The sequence below is a fragment of the Paracidovorax valerianellae genome, from assembly GCF_900102625.1.
Classification (GTDB): Bacteria; Pseudomonadota; Gammaproteobacteria; order Burkholderiales; family Burkholderiaceae_C; genus Paracidovorax; species Paracidovorax valerianellae.
On sequence record NZ_FMZC01000006.1, the window covers coordinates 193,633 to 214,708 of the forward strand.

At 66.5% G+C, this 21,076-nt stretch carries 22 protein-coding genes; 8 read left to right on the forward strand and 14 right to left on the reverse strand.

The annotated features are described in order from the left end of the window. Positions 1-104 precede the first annotated feature (104 nt). The 4 genes from BLT03_RS12075 to BLT03_RS12090 all read right to left on the reverse strand — a co-directional run bounded on the left by BLT03_RS12075 (position 105) and on the right by BLT03_RS12090 (position 3,890). Positions 105-1,235, reverse strand: a complete 1,131-nt coding sequence (locus BLT03_RS12075; RefSeq protein WP_092743923.1) for a branched-chain amino acid ABC transporter substrate-binding protein — start codon at positions 1,233-1,235, stop codon at positions 105-107. A gap of 149 nt (positions 1,236-1,384) precedes the next feature. Beyond that, positions 1,385-1,924 (reverse strand): hypothetical protein, encoded by a 540-nt coding sequence (locus BLT03_RS12080; protein WP_092743925.1) that lies wholly within the window; start codon positions 1,922-1,924, stop codon positions 1,385-1,387. Further along, positions 1,924-2,358 carry a DNA polymerase III subunit chi gene (locus tag BLT03_RS12085; RefSeq protein ID WP_092743927.1) on the reverse strand — a complete coding sequence of 145 codons (435 nt, stop codon included), beginning with the start codon at positions 2,356-2,358 and terminating at the stop codon, positions 1,924-1,926. The genes BLT03_RS12080 and BLT03_RS12085 overlap by 1 nt, the downstream gene beginning before the upstream one ends. Before the next feature lie 26 nt (positions 2,359-2,384). Further along, positions 2,385-3,890, reverse strand: a complete 1,506-nt coding sequence (locus BLT03_RS12090; RefSeq protein ID WP_092743929.1) for a leucyl aminopeptidase — start codon at positions 3,888-3,890, stop codon at positions 2,385-2,387. A 23-nt stretch (positions 3,891-3,913) separates the two neighbouring features. Between BLT03_RS12090 and lptF the strand changes: the two genes are divergently transcribed. From lptF to BLT03_RS12120, 6 genes are all read left to right on the forward strand, one after another. After that, complete coding sequence (gene lptF, locus BLT03_RS12095) at positions 3,914-5,008, forward strand: LPS export ABC transporter permease LptF (protein ID WP_092743931.1); 1,095 nt, start codon at positions 3,914-3,916, stop codon at positions 5,006-5,008. After that, positions 5,005-6,108: an LPS export ABC transporter permease LptG gene (gene lptG / locus BLT03_RS12100; protein WP_092743933.1), complete on the forward strand. Its 1,104-nt coding sequence runs from the start codon at positions 5,005-5,007 to the stop codon at positions 6,106-6,108. Before lptF ends, lptG begins: the two co-directional genes overlap by 4 nt. Before the next feature lie 16 nt (positions 6,109-6,124). Further along, complete coding sequence (locus BLT03_RS12105; RefSeq protein WP_271466479.1) at positions 6,125-6,502, forward strand: sirohydrochlorin chelatase; 378 nt, start codon at positions 6,125-6,127, stop codon at positions 6,500-6,502. Between the two features lie 132 nt (positions 6,503-6,634). Continuing rightward, positions 6,635-7,576 carry a CysB family HTH-type transcriptional regulator gene (locus BLT03_RS12110; protein WP_092743937.1) on the forward strand — a complete coding sequence of 314 codons (942 nt, stop codon included), beginning with the start codon at positions 6,635-6,637 and terminating at the stop codon, positions 7,574-7,576. A gap of 95 nt (positions 7,577-7,671) precedes the next feature. Then, positions 7,672-8,844: a pyridoxal phosphate-dependent aminotransferase gene (locus BLT03_RS12115; protein ID WP_092743939.1), complete on the forward strand. Its 1,173-nt coding sequence runs from the start codon at positions 7,672-7,674 to the stop codon at positions 8,842-8,844. A gap of 149 nt (positions 8,845-8,993) precedes the next feature. Continuing rightward, entirely contained in the window at positions 8,994-9,605 is a 612-nt protein-coding gene (locus BLT03_RS12120; protein ID WP_092743941.1) for a hypothetical protein, read from the forward strand. 85 nt (positions 9,606-9,690) lie between these two features. On the opposite strand, the gene hmgA is transcribed toward BLT03_RS12120, so the two are convergent. The 5 genes from hmgA to BLT03_RS12145 all read right to left on the reverse strand — a co-directional run bounded on the left by hmgA (position 9,691) and on the right by BLT03_RS12145 (position 15,289). Continuing rightward, positions 9,691-11,013, reverse strand: coding sequence for a homogentisate 1,2-dioxygenase (hmgA, locus tag BLT03_RS12125; protein WP_092743943.1), 1,323 nt, complete (start codon positions 11,011-11,013; stop codon positions 9,691-9,693). A gap of 79 nt (positions 11,014-11,092) precedes the next feature. Next, complete coding sequence (locus BLT03_RS12130) at positions 11,093-12,082, reverse strand: Bug family tripartite tricarboxylate transporter substrate binding protein (RefSeq protein WP_092743945.1); 990 nt, start codon at positions 12,080-12,082, stop codon at positions 11,093-11,095. 94 nt (positions 12,083-12,176) lie between these two features. Further along, on the reverse strand, positions 12,177-12,392 hold the full coding sequence (locus BLT03_RS12135) for a DUF2783 domain-containing protein (protein ID WP_092743947.1): 216 nt from the start codon (positions 12,390-12,392) through the stop codon (positions 12,177-12,179). Then, on the reverse strand, positions 12,389-14,284 hold the full coding sequence (locus BLT03_RS12140; RefSeq protein ID WP_092743949.1) for an FAD-dependent oxidoreductase: 1,896 nt from the start codon (positions 14,282-14,284) through the stop codon (positions 12,389-12,391). Before BLT03_RS12140 ends, BLT03_RS12135 begins: the two co-directional genes overlap by 4 nt. Positions 14,285-14,323: 39 nt before the next feature. After that, entirely contained in the window at positions 14,324-15,289 is a 966-nt protein-coding gene (locus BLT03_RS12145) for an MBL fold metallo-hydrolase (RefSeq protein ID WP_092743951.1), read from the reverse strand. A 159-nt stretch (positions 15,290-15,448) separates the two neighbouring features. Between BLT03_RS12145 and BLT03_RS12150 the strand changes: the two genes are divergently transcribed. Further along, the gene (locus BLT03_RS12150; protein ID WP_245711347.1) at positions 15,449-16,279 is read left to right on the forward strand and encodes an IclR family transcriptional regulator; all 831 of its coding nucleotides are present in this window, start codon (positions 15,449-15,451) and stop codon (positions 16,277-16,279) included. Positions 16,280-16,325: 46 nt separating this feature from the next. On the opposite strand, the gene BLT03_RS12155 is transcribed toward BLT03_RS12150, so the two are convergent. The 5 genes from BLT03_RS12155 to BLT03_RS12175 form a co-directional block, all read right to left on the reverse strand. Beyond that, positions 16,326-17,075, reverse strand: a complete 750-nt coding sequence (locus BLT03_RS12155) for a pentapeptide repeat-containing protein (RefSeq protein ID WP_245711348.1) — start codon at positions 17,073-17,075, stop codon at positions 16,326-16,328. Between the two features lie 3 nt (positions 17,076-17,078). After that, a complete protein-coding gene (locus BLT03_RS12160) occupies positions 17,079-17,420 on the reverse strand; it encodes an SMR family transporter (RefSeq protein ID WP_092743953.1) in 342 nt (113 codons plus the stop codon). Next, positions 17,417-17,989: a TetR/AcrR family transcriptional regulator gene (locus BLT03_RS12165; RefSeq protein ID WP_092743955.1), complete on the reverse strand. Its 573-nt coding sequence runs from the start codon at positions 17,987-17,989 to the stop codon at positions 17,417-17,419. The genes BLT03_RS12160 and BLT03_RS12165 overlap by 4 nt, the downstream gene beginning before the upstream one ends. A 160-nt stretch (positions 17,990-18,149) precedes the next feature. Continuing rightward, positions 18,150-19,637: a ribonuclease G gene (gene rng, locus BLT03_RS12170; protein WP_092743957.1), complete on the reverse strand. Its 1,488-nt coding sequence runs from the start codon at positions 19,635-19,637 to the stop codon at positions 18,150-18,152. Positions 19,638-19,714: 77 nt separating this feature from the next. Further along, entirely contained in the window at positions 19,715-20,341 is a 627-nt protein-coding gene (locus tag BLT03_RS12175; RefSeq protein WP_434802382.1) for a Maf family protein, read from the reverse strand. Between the two features lie 99 nt (positions 20,342-20,440). Between BLT03_RS12175 and BLT03_RS12180 the strand changes: the two genes are divergently transcribed. Then, positions 20,441-21,064, forward strand: a complete 624-nt coding sequence (locus tag BLT03_RS12180) for a GNAT family N-acetyltransferase (RefSeq protein WP_175537740.1) — start codon at positions 20,441-20,443, stop codon at positions 21,062-21,064. Positions 21,065-21,076 lie beyond the last annotated feature (12 nt).

Genomic DNA, 21,076 nt, shown 5'->3' on the forward strand with positions numbered 1-21,076 from the left:
GTGTTATTGACTTAAGCCAGCCATGAAAAAAGGCCTCCGCATGCGGAGGCCTTTTGCTTTTGGCGAGGGCCGCCGGTCTTTCAACCCGCGGCGCCGTCCAGTCCTCAGTTCAGAGGCGTCTTCTTGCCGTCCTTGTACACGTACAGCGTGATGGCGGGGTTCTTCAGTTCGCCATTGGGTTCGAAGGCGATGTTGGCCGTCACACCCTTGTAGCTGGACTTTTGCAGTTCAGGGATGTAGACCTTAGGATCCCACGAGTTGGCACGCTTCATGGCATCGACCAGCAGCATGGTGGCGTCGTAGGTATAAGGGCTGTAAACCTGGAACTGGTTGGGGTACTTGGCGTCGTACTTGGCGCGCCATGCGGTGCCGCCAGGCATCTTGGCCAGCGATGCGCCGCCTTCGGCACACACCACGTTGTTCAGCGTCTTGGCGCCGGCTGCGAGCTTGGCCACTTCTGCGGTGCAGATGCCGTCGCCGCCGAAGTACTTCACGTTGCCCATGCCCAGCTGTTCCATCTGGCGCAGCATCGGGCCGGCCTGTGGGTCCATGCCGCCGTAGAACACCGCATCGGGGTTCTTGGACTTGATGGCCGTCAGGATGGCCATGAAGTCGGTGGCCTTGTCGGTCGTGAACTGCTCGTCCACCACCTTCATGCCCTTGGCAGCAGCCGTCTTCTTGAACACGTCGGCAACGCCTTGGCCGTAAGCCGTGCGGTCATCGACGATGGCCACGGTCTTGAGCTTCAGCGTGTCGGCAGCATAGAACGCCAGGCCAGCGCCCAGGGCGTTGTCGTTGGCGATGATGCGGAACGTGGTCTTGTAGCCTGGCTTGGTCAGGTTGGGGTTGGTGGCAGCGCCGGTGACGTGCGGAATGCCGCAGTCGTTGTACACCTTGGAGGCAGGAATGGTCGTGCCGGAATTCAAGTGGCCCACCACGCCAGCAACCTTTGCATCGCACAGCTTCTGTGCGGCGGCGGTGCCTTGCTTCGGATCTGCAGCGTCGTCTTCTGCCTGCAGTTCGAACTTGATCTTCTTACCGCCGATCGTGACGCCTTGTGCATTCAGTTCTTCAACTGCCATGCGCGCGCCGTTTTCGTTGTCCTTGCCGTAGTGAGCTTGTGGGCCGGAAACCGGTCCCACGTGACCGATCTTGACCACTTGCTCTTGTGCAGAGGCCGCGCCGGCAAAAGCCGCGATAGCGGCAACCACGGTCAGTTTCAACTTCAGTTGCATATGAATCTCCATTAAGGGGTGAGCGCTGAGAAATATTGTTGTGTCTCAACGCCGGAAACATATCGCAATTTATGGGCCAGATCACTAGGGAACACGATGAAATGCGGCAGAAACCACAGGGGAATACCCTGTCACTGCCCGTTCCTCGGTCAACCCGGCGGCGTTCCCGCGTGGCTGGCCAGTTCTTCGGCCACGGCTTCGTACACCGCATGGCGCACGACGGACTCCACTTCTTCGCGAAGGCGGGGCACGATGGAGCGGGTCTGTTCGAGCACCACCGTGGCGATCGCCTCGCGCAGGCGCTGGTCCAGCACCACGTCCACACGCTGCATCACCCGGTGGATCACCACTTCTTCGATGTCCTTGAGGCCCGCAGCGGGCCTTGAGAACAGCGCGGGTGCCGAGGCGACTGGCGGCAAAGGCGCCGGGGGTGCCACAGGGCGAGCTTGCGGCACCGGATGCTGCACAGATTGCGGCACGGGTGGCGCCATGACCGGCGCAGCCACCACTGGCCGCGGTACCGCCGCGGGCATGGCCGAAACCGAGGGAACGTGCTGCGCCGAAGGGCTCGCGGTGCCCGTCACCGGCACGCCCGGCTGCCCCACGCCGGGTACGCTGCCCGCAAGCTGCACCACATCGGTGAGCGTGGGCACAAATCTGGGGGGAGCCTTGGGTGGCGGCGACGACATCAGGCGCCTTTCAGAACGAGGTCGTGCCGGACGATCTGATAGCCCCGCGCCGCATAGTGGCGCCAGCGATCGCGCGCACCGCTGCGGTCGGCCTCGTCGTGCGCGCTGACCACTTCCACCAGCTTGCCGAAGCGCTCGAAGCCTTGCGGCACCGTACCGCCCAGGTTCAGCAGCACTTCGTGGTGAGGCACCCGGCGCAGGTCCTGGGCCAGCAGCACGGGCGACGAAGCACGCAGCTCTTCGCCATCCTGGTCGTTGCAGTGCGCAACGAAATCCTGCGGCGCCATGGCCCAGAGCGCGCGGTCTAGACCGTCGAGCGCCGACTCCGGCCCGGTGATCACCAGCCGCGCATCGCTGCGCAGCACCTTGCGCGCAAAGCGGCACGCATAGGCCAGCTTGTCCGGCGCGTTGAAGTGGAAGGCGATTTCCGTCATGTGCTCAAGACCGGCCGTGGCAACGGTCAGCGGGCAGCGACGCGCGGCGCACGCACGGCCTTGGCGGCGGGCTTGCGCGCCGCGGCCTTCGGCTGCGCGGCGGCATCCAGCAGGTAGTGCACCAGCAGCGCGACCGGCCGGCCCGTCGCGCCCTTTGCACCGCCGCCCTTCCAGGCCGTGCCGGCGATGTCCAGATGCGCCCAGGGCGTGTCGCCCACATAACGCTGCAAGAACTTCGCCGCCGTGATGGCGCCCCCCGCACGGCCGGCCACGTTGCCCATGTCTGCAAAGTTGCTCTTCAGCCCTTCGCCGTATTCGTCGTCCAGCGGCATGCGCCAGCACGGATCGAGCGCCGCATCGCCGGCCGCTTGCAGGCTTTGCGCCAGCGCATCGTCGGTGGCGAACAGGCCGCTGCGCAAGCCGCCCAGGGCGACCACGCAGGCGCCGGTCAGGGTCGCGATATCCACCATCGCCGCAGGCTTGAAACGCGCGGCGTACGTGATGGCGTCGCACAGCACGAGGCGGCCTTCGGCGTCGGTGTTCAGCACTTCGATGGTCTGGCCGCTCATGCTGGTGACCACGTCGCCGGGCTTGACCGCGCGGCCGTCGGGCATGTTCTCGCAAGCGGGAATCAGGCCCACCACGTTGATCGCGGGCTTGAGTTCGGCCAGCGCGCGGAACACGCCGAGCACGCTTGCCGCACCGCCCATGTCGAACTTCATTTCGTCCATTTCGGCGGCCGGCTTGATCGAGATGCCACCGGTATCGAACGTGATGCCTTTGCCGATCAACACCGTGGGTGCCTGGCCGCGCGGGCCGCCGTCGTAGCGCAGTTCGATGAAGCGCAAGGGCTCTTCCGAGCCCCGGGCCACGGCCAGGAAGGCGCCCATGCCCAGCTTGGCGGCTTCGGCCGGACCCATGACCTTGCACTGGATGGAGGGGAACTTGGCCAGGGCCTTGGCCGCGCCGGCCAGCAGCGTCGGCGTGGCGTGATTGGCGGGGCGATTCGCCCACTCGCGGGCATATTCGATGCCCGACACCAGTGCCACGCCGCGCGTGAATTCCACCTTGGCCGCTGCGGCATCGGCCACGCCCACCACCACGCGCGAAAGCACCCGGGGCTCGGTCTTGGATTTGGTGGCGGTGTACACGTAAGTGGCTTCCGCCAGGGCCTGCACGGCGGCGGCTACCGCGCCAGCGGCCGGGGCCGAGGCAAAGCACACGGCAGCGCGCTTGACCTGGGGCGACTTCAAGAGCGATGCCGCTGCCAGAATGGCTTGGCGCGTAGCGCGCGGGGAACCGTCGCCACCGCCCAGCAGCACCACGCGGCGGGCCGCCACGGCAGGCATCTGGTAGAGCTGCAGGCTCTTGCCGGCCTTCGTGTCGAAGTCGCCGTTCTTGAGGGCGTGCGCGATCAGGCTGGGCAAGGCACCGCCTGCGGGTTTGGAGCCCTCTGCCACCACGACGGCGAGCAGGTCGCATTTCTCGGCGGCGGCGCCGTCCAGGCTCAGGGTCTTCAGATCGAAGTTCATAATCGGTGTTTTCCTTCGAGCCAATGTTATTCGATTCATCCATTCGCAAGGAGCTGGCGCGCAGCTTCGGCGCGACCCTGGTGGTGCTTGTCACCGTGGTCATGACCATGATGCTGATCCGCACGCTCGGCCAGGCCTCGCGCGGCAGCGTCAATCCCTCCGACGTGATGCTCGTCATGGGCTTCACCGTGCTCGGCCAATTGCCCACCATTTTGAGCCTGAGCCTTTTCGTGGCCGTGGTCGGCACGCTCTCGCGCATGTACCGCGACAGCGAAATGGTGATCTGGTTCGCCAGCGGCCGGGGCCTCATCAATCTGCTCACGCCGCTGCTTCGGTTCGCCTGGCCGGTGATGCTGGTCATCGCCACGCTGGCGCTGGTGATCTGGCCCTGGGCCAACCAGCAGATCCAGGCGCTCAAGGTGCAGTATGAACAGCGCGGCGATGTGGACCGCATCGCGCCCGGCGAATTCCAGGAATCCGCCAACGGCAGCCGCGTCTTCTTCATCGACCGCGAAAGCCCGGACGCCGAACAGGCCAGCAACGTCTTCATCGCCTCCACCGAGCGCGGCCGCGAAACCGTCACATCGGCCCGCAGCGCCCGGCTGGAGACGCGCAACGGCGAACGCATGGTGCTCTTGACCGATGGCCAGCGGCTGGAAACCACAGTCGACAAGCCCGGCCTCAAGGCGAGCGAGTTCATCGAATACGGTACGCGCATCGGCTCGGCGCCGGCCGGCTCGCAGGACGAGCAAGCCGTCAAGACCATCTCCACCCCCGCGCTGCTGGCTTCGGCCGAGCCCGCGTTCCGTGCCGAACTGGGCTGGCGCTTCGGCCTGGCGGTGGCCGCGCTCAATTTCGTGGTGATGGGCCTGGCGCTGGCCAGCGTCAACCCGCGAGCCGGGCGCAGCAGCAGCCTGGTGCTGGCGCTCTTCGCCTTCGTCGTTTACTACAACCTCATGACCCTCGGACAAAGCTGGATCAGTTCCGGACGGCTGGGCGTGGTGCCCTTCATGCTGCTGCTGCACGGCGGCACGCTGGCGCTGGGCCTGGCGCTGCTGACGGCGCGCCACCACCGCTGGTCGCCCAGCATGCTGTGGCGTCGCGGAGCCCGCGCATGAAGACCATCCGCCACCTGATCTACCGCGAAGCCCTGTCGGCCGTGGCGTTCGTCACGCTCGGGTTCCTTGCGCTGTTCTTCTTCTTCGACATGGTGGACGAGCTGCGCTGGGTCGGCCGCACCGGACCGGACGGCTACCAGCTGTCCCACGCGATGCTGTTCGTGGCGCTGAGCATTCCCAGCCATCTCTACGAACTGCTGCCGATCACGGTGCTGATCGGCACCATCTTCGTGATGGCGCGGCTGGCGCAAAGCTCCGAGTTCACCATCATGCGCACCAGCGGCCTGGGCCCCTGGCGCGCCCTGCGCACGCTGCTGGTGCTCGGGCTGGGGTTCGTCATGCTGACCTTCGCGGTCGGCGACTACATCGCCCCCGTGACCGACCGTGCGGCACAACTGGTCAAGGCACGGCACCTGGGCCAGCTGACCACCGGCGCGACCGGCGCATGGCTGAAAGAGCGCCAGGGCAGCCATTCGATGGCCGTGAACGTGCGGGCACTGAGCCCCGACGGCGGCATGCTCAACATCCGCGTGTTCGAGTTCGATGCCGATGGCCGCGTGGCGTCCACCCTGCAGGCGGCCAGCGGCACCTTCGCCAGCGACCACTGGGAGCTGAAGCAGGTCAAGCGCAGCGTGTTCCACCGCAGCGGCGATGCCGAGGCCCGCGTGGAACGGCTGCAGGAGGCCGAGTTGCGCTGGCCCACCCGCATCAGCACCGACATGGTGTCGGCCTCGCTGCTCAAGCCCGACCGCATGGCGACCATCGACCTGTTCCAGTACATCCGCCACCTGGAGTCCAATGGCCAGGCGGCGCAGCGCTATGAGATCGAGTTCTGGCGCAAGGTGTTCTATCCCTTGAGCTGCCTGGTGATGGTGGTGCTCTCGCTGCCGTTCGCCTACCTGCATTTCCGCTCCGGCGGCATCGCGGGCTACGTGTTCGGCGGGGTGATGGCAGGCATCAGCTTCTTCCTGCTGAACAACGTGTTCGGCTATGCCGGCAACCTGCAGAACTGGTCCCCGTGGCTCACGGCGGCGGCGCCGGGGCTGATCTATTCGGTGCTATCGCTGGCGGCCTTCGGCTGGCTGGTGCTGCGCCGCTGACCGAAAGCCTAAGCGCGTGAACACTGCTCCCCCGAGAGGCGTCGTCCTTTTTGCCCATGGCTCGCGTGACCCGCTGTGGCGTGCCCCCATGGAAGCCGTTCAGGCCCATCTGCAGCAGCACCAGCCCGAACTGCGCGTGTGCTGCGCCTACCTGGAGCTCACCACGCCCGACCTGGCGCAGGCCGTCGAGGCGCTGGTCGCGAACGAAGGGGTGCGCCAGGTGACGGTGGTGCCCATGTTCCTGGGCACCGGCAAGCACGCGCGGGAAGACCTTCCGGTGCTGGTGCAGGCGCTGCGCGCGGCACACCCTGAGGTGCATTTCGATGTGCAAGGCGCCATCGGCGAAGACCCGCGCATGACCGCGTTGATGGCTGAAATCGCCGGCTCGGCCTGACCCGAGCCCTGGCTGTGCGAGCCGCGAAAACCAGCGTTCGATGTGCGCTGGGCGCTGCCATAAATCAGGCGTTCGCGTGCTTTCCTTAGATTGCTGCAGCATAATGATCGCCTTCTTTAGCAGCAATAAGATATGAATCTGCACCAATTCCGCTTCGTTCAGGAAGCCGCGCGCCGCAATCTCAACCTGACCGAAGCCGCGAAGGCGCTGCACACCTCGCAGCCTGGCGTGTCCAAGGCCATCATCGAGCTGGAAGAAGAACTGGGCGTGGACATCTTCGCGCGCCACGGCAAGCGGCTCAAGCGCATCACCGAGCCCGGCCAGCACGTGCTCAAAAGCATCGAACTCATCATGCGCGAGGTGGGCAACCTCAAGCGCATCGGCGAACAGTTCAGCGCGCAGGACAGCGGCACCCTCAGCATCGCCACCACGCATACCCAGGCCCGCTACGTGCTGCCGCTGCCGGTGGCAAAGCTGCGCGAGGCCTACCCCAAGGTGAACATCAGCCTGCACCAGGCCACGCCGCACGAAGTGGCCCGCATGGTGATCGACGAAGTGGCCGAGATCGGCATGGCCACCGAATCGCTGGCCGACTACCCCGATCTCGTCACCCTGCCCTGCTACGAATGGCAGCACGTGCTGGTGATGCCCACCGCCCACCCGCTGGCGCAAAAAGAGCGCCTGGGCCTGGACGACATCGCCCACGAAGCCCTCATCACTTACCACCCTTCGTTCACCGGCCGCGGCAAGATCGACCAGGCCTTCGCGGCACGCAAGCTGCAGCCGCGCATCGTGCTGGAGGCGATCGACTCCGACGTGATCAAGACCTACGTGCGCCTGGGCCTGGGGATCGGCATCGTGGCCGAGATGGCGATGCGCGACGATCCGCTGGGCGACCTGGTGGTGCGCCCGGTGGGGCACCTGTTCGGCCAGAGCGTGGCGCGCGTGGCGTTCAAGCGCGGCGCCTACCTGCGCAACTTCGTCTACAAGTTCGCCGAGCTGCTGAGCGACCGCCTGAACCGCGAACTCATCGCCCGGGCCATGACCGGCCATGTGAACGACTACGAGCTTTGAACCACGGGGCCGGTCGTCCGCCCCGCCGAAACCGGATCTCGTCGCTCCGATCTCTCCCGCATTTTTTTGTTATTCCCGCCCCCGTTTTTCGCGCCATGACCTCCATCGACAGCACTCCGCGCACGCCCGTTTTTCCCAGCAAACTGCCCCAGGTGGGCACGACCATCTTCTCGGTGATGTCGGCCCTGGCGGCCGAGCACGGCGCCGTGAACCTCGGCCAGGGATTTCCTGACTTTCATTGCGATCCGGCGCTGATCGACGCGGTGGACGGCGCCATGCGGGCCGGCCACAACCAGTACCCACCGATGGCTGGCGTGCCGGCGCTGCGCGAAGCGGTTGCTACCAAAATAGAAGCACTACACCGCCGTAAATACTGCGCCAACACCGAAATCACCATCACGGCCGGCGCCACCCAGGCGATCCTGACCGCCATCCTCGCGACGGTGTATGCGGGCGACGAGGTGATCGTGCTCGACCCCTGCTACGACAGCTATGCGCCCAACGTGGAGCTGGCCGGCGGCACCGTGGTGCGCGTGCCGCTCACGCCCGGCAGCTTCAGGCCCGACTTCGACAAGATCGCCGCCGCCATGACGGCGCGCACGCGCGCCATCATCATCAACAGCCCGCACAACCCCAGCGCGACGATCTGGACGGCCGACGACATGCGCACGCTGCAAGAGCTGCTGGCGCCCACCGATGTGCTGCTCATCAGCGACGAGGTCTACGAGCACATGGTGTTCGACGGCGCGCAGCACGAGAGCGCGGCGCGCTTTCCCGGGCTGGCGGCGCGCGCGTTCATCGTCTCCAGTTTCGGCAAGACCTTTCACGTCACTGGCTGGAAGGTCGGCACCGTGGCCGCCCCGGCCGCGCTGATGGCCGAGTTCCGCAAGGTGCACCAGTTCAACGTGTTCACCGTGAACACGCCCATGCAGCACGGGCTGGCCACCTACTTGAAGGACCCTGCCCCCTATCTGCAGCTGCCCGACTTCTACCAGGCCAAGCGCGACCTGTTCCGCCAGGGCCTGGAAGGCTCGCGCCTGCGGCTGCTGCCCAGCACGGGCAGCTACTTCCAGTGCGTGGACATTTCGGCGGTGAGCGATTTGAACGAAGCCGACTTCTGCCAGTGGCTGACCCGCGAAGTGGGCGTGGCGGCGATCCCGCTGTCGGCGTTCTATGGCGACGGCTTCGACCAGCGCGTCGTGCGGTTTTGCTTTGCCAAGCAGGACGACACGCTGCGCGAAGCGCTGCAGCGCCTGCGCAAGCTCTGATTCCAGCAGCGGAGCCGGCAGCTCCGCCAACCGGCCGCGCAGGACCGAGGTGACACGCTCCGCAAATTTTGCGGGCGCGCAGGCAACCATAAGCGAATCGATTGAGCACTCACGCTTCGACTTATCTCAAGGCGCCCGTGCGTCAAACCATGTCCCTCAAGAATGCGCTCGTCTTCGTTCACCTGCTCGCCATGGCCATTGCCGTGGGAAAAATGCTGGAGTACGACTTTCGGTTTCTCCGATCCGTCCACCGCCCGATGTCTGCGCAGCAGCGGCAGGACTTGCTTCAAACCGCTAAAACGATGACCGCCGCCTTGATCGTGCTGTGGGTCACCGGACTGGGCTTCGTGTACCTCGGGCAGGCCCAATACCCGGGGTATCTGGCCAACGAAAAACTCTGGATGAAGGTGCTCACCGTGAGCACACTGACCCTGAACGGCATGCTCATGCACCATTTCGCGCTCCCGTTCATGCAGCAGGGCAAGGTCTTCCTTCACTGGCCGCTCAGCAAGGTGCTGCTGCTCACGGGCTTCGCCACCGTGTCGTCGGTCTCCTGGCTATACGCCTCGTTCCTCGGCATCGCGCGGTCGTGGAACGACACCGTTCCGTTCGAGCATGCACTGGGCATCTACATCGCATTGCTGCTGGCCGCAGCTTCCGGTTCGGCCGCGCTCATGACCTTCTTGCACCATCGGCATGCGCGCGGCGGCCACCCGGGCGGCAATCCCTGCCCCAACTCCCGCGGCGGTTGTCCGCATTGATGGACGCGGTAGCGCGGTTGCTGCCGGCAACGGCTTCCACCGGCGGCATGGATCGCGGGCTGCGGCAACTTCCGCAAGCTGCCCGTCAGCCGGGCGTGAACTGGTCCGCCAGCCCTTGCCAGCAGCGTGGGTAGTCCGGGTCGAGCGAGCCGCCCTGCCCCCTCTCGCGCAGCGCGAATGCGGTGGGCACGAAGCGGTAGCGGCTCTCCAGCATGAAGGCCAGCGTGCCGTCGAGCTTTTGCGGTTGCAGGTCGCTGCCGGTGGCGCGCTCGAAGCTTTCTTCGTCGGGCCCGTGCGGGACCATTCCGTTGTGCAGGCTGGCGCCACCGGGTTTGAAGCCTTCAGGCTTGGCGTCGTATTGGCCGACCACCAGCCCCATGAACTCGCTCATGGTGTTGCGGTGGTACCAGGGCGGACGGAAGGTGTCCTCCATCACCAGCCAGCGCGGCGGAAAGATCACGAAGTCGCAGTTGGCCGTGCCAGGCGTGTCGCTGGGCGAGGTGAGCACGGTGAAGATCGATGGGTCCGGATGGTCGAAGCTGATGGAGCCGATCACCATGAACGTGGCCGTGTCGTACTTGCAGGGCGTGAGATTGCCGTGCCAGGCCACCACGTTGAACGGGGTGTGCGTCTGCGGTGCGGTCCACAGCTGGCCGCCGTACTTCTTCACGATCTCGTAGTCGCCGGGCAGGTCTTCCGCGGCCGCTACCGGGGCGAGGAAGTCGCGCGGGTTGGCCAGGCCGTTGGAACCGATGGGCCCCAGCTCGGGCAGGCGGAAGGCGGCGCCGTAGTTTTCGCACGCATAGCCGCGCGACGGGCCGTCGGGCAGCGCGACCTTGAAGGCCACGCCGCGCGGCACCAGCGCCACCTCGCCAGGGGCGACTTCGAGCACGCCCATTTCGGTCGTCAGCACCAGCCGGCCCTGCTGCGGGATGAGCAGCAGTTCGCCATCGGCATCGACCAGCGCGCGCCGCTCCATGGAGCGATTGGCCGTGTACACCAGCGCGGCCATGCCGGTCTGCGCCTCGACGTCGCCATTGGCCGCCACGGTGCGCAAACCGTCCACGAAGTCGGTGGGTGCCTCGGGGATCGGGAACGGGTGCCAGCGCATCGGGTCGGGCGGCGCGGGATGGCCGCCGGCGGCGCCGGTCGTCCAGCCCTCCTGCGCATACGGCCGGTAGCGGCCGGACACCACCGAGGGCTGGCGCCGGTACAGCCAAGTGCGCCGGTTTTCATGACGGGGCGCGGTGAAGGCGCTGCCGGAGACCAGCTCCGGGTACAGCAGGAACGGCGCTTTCTGCGGGCTATTGCGCCCCTGCGGGAGCGCGCCGGGCACCGATTCGGTGGCGAACTGGTTGCCGAAACCGCTCTGGTAGCGCAGCGGCTCGGTGGCGGGGTCACAGGTCATGAAAACGTCCTTGCAGTCGATGCTATTAATTCAATAGCAATACACCCTAGTGGTAATTGCGCTGGAGGCCATTTTTACTCTAATCCAGGCGGATGCCGTTGTCGCGGATCAGCCGACCCCAGCGCTCGCGCTCGCTTTTCACGTAGCGTGCCATGTCCTGCGGCGTGCCGGGCATGCCGTCCACGCCGAGCGCCTGGAACCGCGCCTTGACCTCGGTGGAGTTGAGCGCCTCCACCAGTGCCTTGTTGAGCTTCGCGATGGTCTCGGGCGGCGTGCCGGCAGGCACCGACACGCCTTGCCAGGCATAGGCCTCGAAGCCGGCCAGGCCTTGCTCCTGCAGGGTCGGCACGTCGGGCAGCGTGGCGATGCGCTGTGCGCTGGCCACGCCGATGGCGCGCACCTTGCCGCCCAGCACGAAGGCGTTGCCGCTGGCCGTGTCCACCAGCATGAAAGGCACGCTGCCGCCCAGCACGTCCTGCATGGCGGGCGCGGCACCGCGGTACGGCACGTGGGCCATCTTGATGCCCGTCTTCTCGCGCAGCAGTTCGCTGGCCAGGTGGTGCGGGCTGCCCGCGCCGGCCGACGCGTAGTTCACCCCGTCCGGCTGCGCCTTCGCCCAGGCGACGAACTCGCTCCAGTTCTTGGCGGGCACCTGCGGGCCGACCACCAGCACCAGCGGAAACCGCGCCAGCATGCCCACGGGCGCCAGGTCTTTTTCGGCGCTGTACGACAGCTTGGAGAACAGGAACGGGTTGGCCGCCAGCGTGGCGAAGTCGGCGGTGAGCATCACATGCCCGAAATCGCGCGAGCGGGCCACATAGTCGGCGGCGATGTTCGTGGCCGCGCCCGGCTTGTTGGTGATGACGATGGGCTGGGCAAGCCGCTTCCCCATGGCCTCGGCGGTGGCGCGGGCCAGCACGTCGGAGCCGCCCCCGGCGGCATAGCCCACCACCCATTCGATGGGGCGGCTGTCTTGCTGCGCCTGGGCGGCCCAAGGGGCGAGAGCCCCCAGCAGCAGCGCCAGGCCGGCGCGGCGGGTGAAGGAACGGTTGAAGAAAGCACTGCGCATGGTTTTTGTCTCCGTGATGTTGTCGAGGGCAGGATGGTTTTGGCAGGGGAAAGCGAACGCCAGGACACGCCGGGCAAAAGGCAGCGGGCCTCGCTCAGCGCGCGGGTGGCGGGCCGGGCGAGGCGGCGGCCAACGCCTCGCGCAGCACCGGCAGCGAGCCGATGTGGTTGGCTAGCAGCAGCACCAGCCGGGCGTTGAACGCATGGCTTTCTTCGGCGGTCAGCGGCTGGTGCGCATCGATGAGCGCCTGGTAGAAATCGTCGGGCGACTCCAGATGGGGCGCGGTGATGAGGCTTGGGAAGGTCGTCATGCCAGGGCTTCCAGGTGCGGTGCGTCCAGGTGCGGTGCGACGGTTTTTGAACGCGGCGTCGAGGAACCCTCGGCGCGCAGCGCTTCCGTGCGGCCCATGGCCTTATCGAGCGCCGCAGCCATGGCGCTGGCGGTGGGGCGGCGCCAGCGCGCGCAAACGTGCTGATCGGGCCGCAGCAGGTAGACAGTGCCGGGGAGTGCGTCGTAGCGCTGCCATGCGATGGCATGGCCGGGCGTGCGCGGAAGGTTCACGGTGTGCACGCCCAGGCGGTCGAGGGCACTCAGGGCGGCGCGCACGGCGTCGCTGCTGGGGTAGGTAGCGGCATCGGCACGGCTCTCGCCGTCACCGAACACCAGCGCCGTGAAACCGGGTTGCGTCGCCCGGCGCAGCAGCCAGGCTCCACCGTCCAGTGGCGCGTCCGGTGCGGGCGCGCCCGGGATCAGCGGCCCTGCGAACGCGTCCTCGTCGGGCGTGACGAGCGGCGAATCGGCATAGACCGAGGGCAGCGACAGCCGGCCGCTGTTGACCAGGCTGCGCGCGAAGGGATGCTGGCGCGACAGTTGCAGCACCGCGTCGCGGAACATGCGGCTCACCGGGCTCTTGGGTGTGATGAAGTCGGTCGAGCGCGTGGAGTGGCGAATGTTCTCGTCCGCTGCGGCTTCCCGCTCCACCGCATAGGTGTCCAGCAAGGCTTCGGGCGCCTGGCCCTGCAGCACGGCGGCGAGCTTCCAGCCCAGGTTGTCGGCGTCCTGCACGCCTGAATTGGCCCCCCGCGCGCCGAAGGGCGACACGCCGTGGGCCGCATCGCCCGCGAACAGCACCCGGCCGTGGCGGAAGGCTTCCATGCGGCGGCAGGCAAAGGTATAGACGCTGGCCCAGACGAGCTCGAAGGCGGTGTCCGGCCCCAGCAGGGCCCGCACGCGCGGCTCGATGTTTTCGGGCTTTCGTTCGTGCTCGGGGTCGGCATCCCAGCCCAGTTGGAAGTCGATGCGCCAGATGCCGTCGGCCTGCTTGTGCAGCAGCACGCTCTGGCCGGGGTGGAACGGCGGGTCGAACCAGAACCAGCGCTCGGCAGGCGTGTCGGCGTCGAGGCGGGGCCGCCGTGCGGACGGCATTGCCGCGCCGGATTCGGTGCCCGCGCGGGCTCTGTCAGCACCGCCCGATGCGGCAGCGGGCGACTGCGCGGAGGGCGAACCGCCCGGGTGCGCGCTGCGGGGCGAATGGATGCGCACGTCGGCGATCAGGAACCGGTCGCGAAACACCTGCCCCCTGCTCTCCTGGCCCAGCAGTTCGCGCAGGGTCGAACGCGAGCCGTCGCAGGCGGCCACGTAGGCCGCACGCAGGGCGTAGCGGCCGTCGGGCGTTTCCACCGTCAGCGTCGCCCCATCGGCGTCCTGCACCAGGCCGACCACCCGGCTCTTCCAGCGCACTTCCAACTGCGGCAACTGCGCGGCGCGCAGGGCCAGTTGCCCCTCCACGTGGTATTGCTGCAGATTAATGAAGGCCGGGCGCTCGTGGCCCTCTTCAGGCAGCAGGTCGAAGCGGTACACCTGCTCGTCGCCGAAGAAGACGCGCCCCGTGCTCCATGACACGCCCTTGGCCACCATGGGCGCAGCGCAGCCCAGCCGATCGAACACCTCCAGCGTGCGTTTGGCGAAGCAGATGGCGCGGGAGCCGGTGGACAGGCGATGGTCGTTGTCCAGCAGCAGCACGGGCAGGCCACGCTGGGCCAGGTCGATGGCCAGGCTCAACCCCACCGGGCCGGCGCCGACCACCACCACGGGATGGTGCGCGGGCTCGGCGCGGTCGAAGTCGGCCGGGCGGACATGGTCGAACTCCAGCGCCTGGAAGTCGGCGTCGGGCCCAAGGCCCGGCAGGTCATTGAGGTGCATGGGCAGCTCCGGGTGCGTGCGTCGGTGGCGCTGGGCTCTTCAGCCTTCGAGCGCGTGCCACATGGCGGTGTCGCGCTCGGCCGTCCAGATGCGCGGGTGCACATCGCCGGTGGCCTCGTCGTAGGCGCGCGTCACATCGAAGGGCATGCAGTGGTCGAAGATGACCCAGTGCCCGTAGCGCGGCTTGAGCGCGTCGTACGTCTCGCGGTAGATGGCTTTCAAGTCCAGTCCGCGCGCCACGCCGTTGTTGACGGTGGTGTACACGTCGGACACGAAGGCGCGCGTGTACGCGATGGCCTCGGCCACTTTCTCGGGCGTCTGCAGCGCGTCGCCGCGGCCGGGCACGAGCTTTTCGAAGCCGAAGGCCGAGAGCCGGTCGAGCGTGGCAGGCCAGTCCTTGAAATAGCAGTCGCCCGCGTAGGCGGTGCTTTCGTACTCCACCAGGTCGCCGGCGAAGCAGACCTTCTGGTCTTCGATGTAGGCGATGGTGTCGCCCTTGGTGTGGCCGCGGCCCACCTGGGCGATCTTCACCTCGACCTTGCCGAGCCAGATGCTCATGCGGCCTTCGAACGTGACCGTGGGCCACGTCAATCCATCGGGCACCGATTCGACGGCGCGGAACAGGCGCGGGAAACGCCCGATTTCACTGGCCTTGTCCTGTTCGCCGCGCTCCACGATCAGGTCATAGGTATCGCGGCTGGCAATGATCTGCTGCGCGCCCTCTTTGAAGTACGCCGAGGCACCGAGCACGCGCACCGCGTGGTAGTGCGAAAGCAGCACGTATTTGATGGGCTTGTCGGTCACCTCGCGGATGCGCCGGATCAGGTCCTGCGCCATGGCCGGCGTGGCCTGCGTGTCCACCACCATCACGGCATCGTCGCCGATGAAGACGCCTGTGTTCGGGTCACCCTCGGCGGTGTAGGCCCATGCGTTTTCGGTGAGCTGGACGAAGGTGATCTTCTTTTCCTCAAGGTCGGCTTGGCTGGCGAAAGCTTTGGTGGTCATGCGGGAACGCTCCTGAATGCAGCGCCGCTGAACGCGGCAACTTAGTTTTAGACGAATTGGTTTGCTCTTGACTAACATCAGAATGCTAGCCGAGAAATTCAGCTATGTCTAATCAGTTAGACAGTGATTACCCCTACCATTGCCGCCAAAGGACACACGATGCAAGACGACATGGAAGACGCAATCGCCCGCGGCCGGCGGGGCATTCAAAGCGTGGAGGTGGGCGGGCAACTGCTGCAGGCGCTGGTGCATGAAGGCACGCCGATGGCGCTGAAAGACCTGGCGCGAGACGCGGGCATGTCGCCCGCCAAGGCCCACCCCTACCTCGTGAGCTTCGGCCGGCTCGGGCTGGTGGAGCAGGATGAGGCCAGCGGCCGCTATGCCCTTGGCCCGCTGGCGCTGCAATTGGGACTGATCAGCCTGCAGCAATCGAGCCCGGTGACGCTGGCCACGCCGCTGCTGGCGCCCCTGGCGCGCGAGATCGGCCAGACGGTGGCCATCGCCGTGTGGGGCGACCGTGGCCCGACCATCGTGCGGGTGGAGGAATCACCGGAGACGGTCTTCGTCAGCATGCGCCACGGCACGGTGTTTTCGCTGGCGGGCACCGCGTCGGGCCGGCTCTTCGGGGCCTATCTGGACCTCGAGGTGGCACGAGCATCGCTGGAGGCCGAGCGCAGCCTGATGGCCGAGCGCCCGCCCGCCACCACACCCGGCACGCCGCCACGCGACCCCTTGCCTGCGTGGGAACAGTTCGAACGCCAACTGGCCGAAGTGCGCGAGCACGGCATAAGCCGCTCCGAAGGCGAGGTGGTGCGCGGCGTGAATGCGATGTCGGCCCCGGTGTTCGGGCCGGACGGCGAACTGGTGCTCGCCATCACCGCCATCGGCGCAATGGGCACGTTCGACGCCAGTTGGGACGGGCCGGTGGCCCGCGCCCTCAAGGCCTGCACCGCCGGGGTGTCGCAGCGGCTGGGTGCCCAGGGGCGCTGAACCGAAACGGTGGCGGCGTCATGCGGTGGCGCGCCGCCCTGCCCCGTCAACCGATGCGAACGCCCAATCCGCCGATCAGCGTGGCGGCCTGCTCCATCGACAGCATCGCGCCCCGGAACGACTGCGCCACCATGGCCACCGTCAGGCCGCCCACATCCACCGACCGCAGGTCCGCACCATCGAACCGCGCATTTTTCAAGTTGGCGTCGCGCAGGCTGCCGCCGTCGAACACGGCATCGCGAAAATCGCAGCCCGCCACATCGGCCTCGGACAGGTCCAGTTGTTCCAGGCTGCGTTTGCGAAACGAAAGGCCCCGCAGGTCCGCGCCCACCAGCCGGCATTGGTGAAACTCGAGGCCGAGGGTGACGGCCTCGTTGAACACCGCGCCGGTCAACTTGGCCTCGGTGAACAGGGCCGACGACAGCCGCGCCCGGGTCCACCGGGTGTTGTTCAGGTCGCTGCTGCAAAAGCGCGCGTTGGACAGATCGGCCAGGGAAAAGTCCGCCTGCCGGGCCTTGCAATCGAGCCAGCGCGAATCGGCCAGCAGCGCTTTGTCGAAGCGGGTTTCAGCGAAGGTGCACTCCAGAAACCGTGCGCCGGTGAGGTCCAGCCCGGAGAGATCGGCGCCATCGAAAATGCACTGCTCGAACGCCAGCGGCGCGTGGGGCCGCGAGAGCCGTTCCACCAGCGTGCTGCGCGAAAAGACCTGGTCGCTGATGGCTGCTGAATCGGTGACGGATTCGATGTGCATGGTGTGGGTGATGGTGCAGGTATCGGTTGCGAGAGAGGTGTTCACGATTCAGTGCCCGGTGCTTTTGGAAAAGAGATTGACCACCAGAACGCCCGCGATGATCAGACCCATGCCCAGCATGGCCGGCAGATCGAGTCGCTGGCGGAACACCACCCAGCCCACCACCGAAATCAGCACGATGCCGATGCCCGACCAGATGGCATAGGCCACCCCGACCGGGATGGTCTTGAGGGCCAGCGACAGTGCGTAGAACGATGCGGCATAGGCCACCCCCGTGATCAGGCTGGGCACGAGCCGCGTGAAACCGTCCGAGGCTTTCAGCGCGGTGGTGCCGATCACTTCCATCGCAATCGCGAGTCCCAGGATGAGATAGCTGGAGGGCACCGTCATGGCGTGTTTCCTTGGGTGAGTTGAAGCAGAAGGGAAAGCAGGCGGTCCTTGCGGTCCGGCTGCGTGCCGTAGATGTCCAGCAACTGGTCGAGCCAGGCGCCGTCGGCAGCAAGGCGGCAAAGAAGCAGGCGGTCTGCCGCGGCAGGATCTGGGCCGTCTCCGGCCAGCAGATCGCGCATCTTGATGCCCCACCGCTCGCGGCACGATGGCAGCGTGAAGGCCAGCAAGGCGATCGCGCGCTGCGTGCGCAACTCCTCGGCCGTGGTGGCCTCGAACGACGATTTCAGGTACGCCCTGGCATGCCGCCCCGGGCCATCGGGTTCGGCCTCCAAAGCTGCGGCATACGAGACATCGAACGTTTCGAACAACTGGTCGCACAGCCCCTCCAGCAGCGCCTGCTTGCTGCGAAAGTGGTGCTGCAGCCCGCCTTTGGTGACGCCGGCGTGCTGTGCGACGGCGTCCAGGGTCACGGCCTGCGGGCCATTCTGGACGAGCAGGTCGCCGGCAACCGCAAGCAACTGGGCCCGGACGCGTTCGGGTTGTTTGAGACGTTTGTGGGCTTCGGACATAAAAAACCATCCAGACGGATTTTTTATTGTAGGGGCCGAACCGTCATCTTCGGACCATGGACCGAGTGCCTCTGGGGCTATCGAAGGGCTGCGATTTGACTCAACGGCCGGGGCGTGCGCACGCCTTCACACGCTCACGCGAGGTGCCGAGCGCACCGCTTCACAGCAGTACGATGTCGTATTGCTCTTGCCCCACCGCCGTTTCGGCCTGCAGCGAAATGGGCTTGCCGATGAAGTCGGAAAGGCCCGCCAGGTGCTGGCTTTCTTCGTCGAGGAACAACTCCACCACGCGTGGCGAGGCCACGACGCGGAACTCGCGCGGATTGAACTGGCGGGCTTCCCGAAGAATCTCGCGCAGGATGTCGTAGCAAACGCTGCGCGCTGTTTTGACGATGCCCTTGCCCTGGCAGTGCTCGCAGGGTTCGCACAGCATGTGGGCCAGCGATTCACGGGTGCGCTTGCGCGTCATTTCGACCAGGCCCAATTGCGAGAAACCGCCGGCCATGGTCTTCACCCGGTCGCGGCCGAGCTGCTTCTTGAACTCCGCCAGCACGGCCTGCTGGTGGTCCTCGCGCGCCATGTCGATGAAGTCGGCAATGATGATGCCGCCCAGGTTGCGCAGCCGAAGCTGCCGCGCGATGGCCTGCGCGGCCTCCAGATTGGTCTTGAAGATGGTGTCGTCGAAATTGCGCGCCCCGACATAGCCGCCGGTGTTCACATCGATGGTGGTCAGGGCTTCGGTCTGGTCGACGATGAGATAGCCGCCCGACTTCAGATCGACCCGGCGGCCCAGGGCGCGCGCCACCTCTTCGTCGATGGCGTAGAGGTCGAAGATGGGCCGCTCGCCCTTGTACAGCTGCAGCTTGGGGGCCGCGGCCGGCATGAATTCCCGCCCGAACGCCTGCAGCACGGAAAACTGCTCGCGCGAGTCGATGCGGATGGAGGCAGTTTCCTCGCCCACCAGGTCGCGCAGCACGCGCTGCAGCAGGCTCAAATCCTGGTGCAGCAGCGACATGGGCGGCAGGCGCAGCGAGGCGTCCTTGATGCGTGCCCAGGTCTTGCGCAGGTAGGCGATGTCTTCGGCCAGCTCGGCATCGGTGGAGTCTTCTCCGTTGGTGCGCAGGATGAACCCGCCGCCTCCGCCCGAGGTCTTGTCGCCCACCAGGGCCTGCAGCCGTGCGCGAAGCGCATCGCGCTCGTCGGCGGGGATCTTCTGCGACACCCCTACATGGTCGTCCTGCGGCAAGAACACCAGCAGCCGGCCGGCGATGCTGATCTGCGTGGACAGGCGCGCACCCTTGGTGCCGATCGGGTCCTTGATGACCTGCACCATCAGCGACTGGCCTTCGAACACCTGCTTTTCGATCGGCACGGGCGGCTCGCCCTTGCGCGCGAACATCGGGGCCTCGCCGCCCTCCTGCCGGTGCCAGACGTCGGCCACGTGCAGAAAGGCCGCTCGTTCCAGCCCGATGTCGATGAAGGCCGACTGCATGCCCGGCAGTACGCGCGATACCTTGCCCAGATAGACATTGCCCACCAGGCCGCGCTCCAGGGTGCGCTCCACGTGGAGTTCCTGCACGGCACCGTGCTCGACCACGGCCACGCGGGTTTCTTGGGGGGACCAGTTGATCAGGATGTCTTGTTGCATGGGCTCGGAAAAAAGTGGCCGCCCATGATGCCTGAATAGCGAGGCCACGGCTGACTTGGCCGGCCCCGCCGTGCGAATCAATCGGGCAGCACGCCCGCGCCACGCAGCAATCCGGCGGTTTCGCACAGCGGCAAACCCATGATGCCCGTGTAGCTGCCCGCCAGATGCGACACGTACTGCGCCGCAGGCCCCTGAATGCCATAGGCTCCGGCCTTGCCCATGGGCTCGCCGCTGTCCACATACGCTGCGATTTGCGCAGGCGACATGGGCGCGAAGGTCACTTTGGACACCGACAGTGCGACCGACCGCTGGGCACCGTGCTGCAGGGCCACCGCGGTGAGCACGCGGTGGGTGCGGCCAGCCAGTTCGGCCAGCATGCGGCGCGCATCGGCGGCATCCTCGGGCTTGCCGTAGATGGTGCGGCCCAGCGCCACGGTGGTGTCCGAGCAAAGAATGGGCGCGTCGGGCAGGCCCCGCCGGGTGCGCCGCGCCACGGCGGCGTCGAGCTTGAGCCCGGTCACGCGCTGCACATAGCGTGCGGGTGGCTCGCCGGGCCGCTCCGCCTCGATGGCTTCGCTGTCTTCGGCCACGTCGCCGTCGGCGTTGGGTAAGAGCAGTTCATGCCGCACACCCAGTTGCTCCAGCAACTGTCGACGGCGCGGGCTCTGCGATGCGAGGTAAATGAAAGGAATAGAGGAGGTCACGGGGCGGGAGAATAGCCGATGGCCGTGCCGGCTTCGGGTGGCGGGCACCTGCTTCGGCAAGCGCACTCTTCACGCGAACCGGTTTTCCACAATGGCGGCATGACCTTCTTCCCCGTTCTGGAAACACCGCGGCTGCGACTGCGCAAGATGGTCGCCAGCGACGCTCCCGCCATGCTGTCCATGCACCTGCAGGACGAAAAGCGGCAATGGGCAGGCTACAACGCCATCACGAATCTGGAGGAAGCGATCGCCTTCGTCCGGTGGACCGAAGAGATCACGCAAAGGCACGTTCCAGAATTCTGCTGGGCCATCGAACGCAAGGACGTGCCGGGAAGAATGATCGGGCAGTGCAATTTCACGAAGTGCGACGCTGGGTCGCTCAGTGCGGCAGTGGGCTACGAACTCACGCAGGCATGCCAAGGCCAGGGGTTCATGCACGAAGCCATCGGCCGGGTGCTGAACTGGTGCTTCCTGCACCTTCAACTCATGCGCATCAGCGCGACAGTCCATCCCGACAACGCTCCGTCCATTCGCACACTGCAGCGATGGAATTTTCAGTATGAAGGCTTGTTGCGAAGCGCTGGCTCATGGGGGGGAAAGCACCACGACCTGATGTCTTTCAGCCTGCTGGCGCCGGAATACATGGCGGCCATTTCACCTCTCGCATCGCTAAGCACCGTGACGGACCGCGCAGCCGTACAGATCGAACTGGCAGAGGCCTGAACCGCCCTGCAC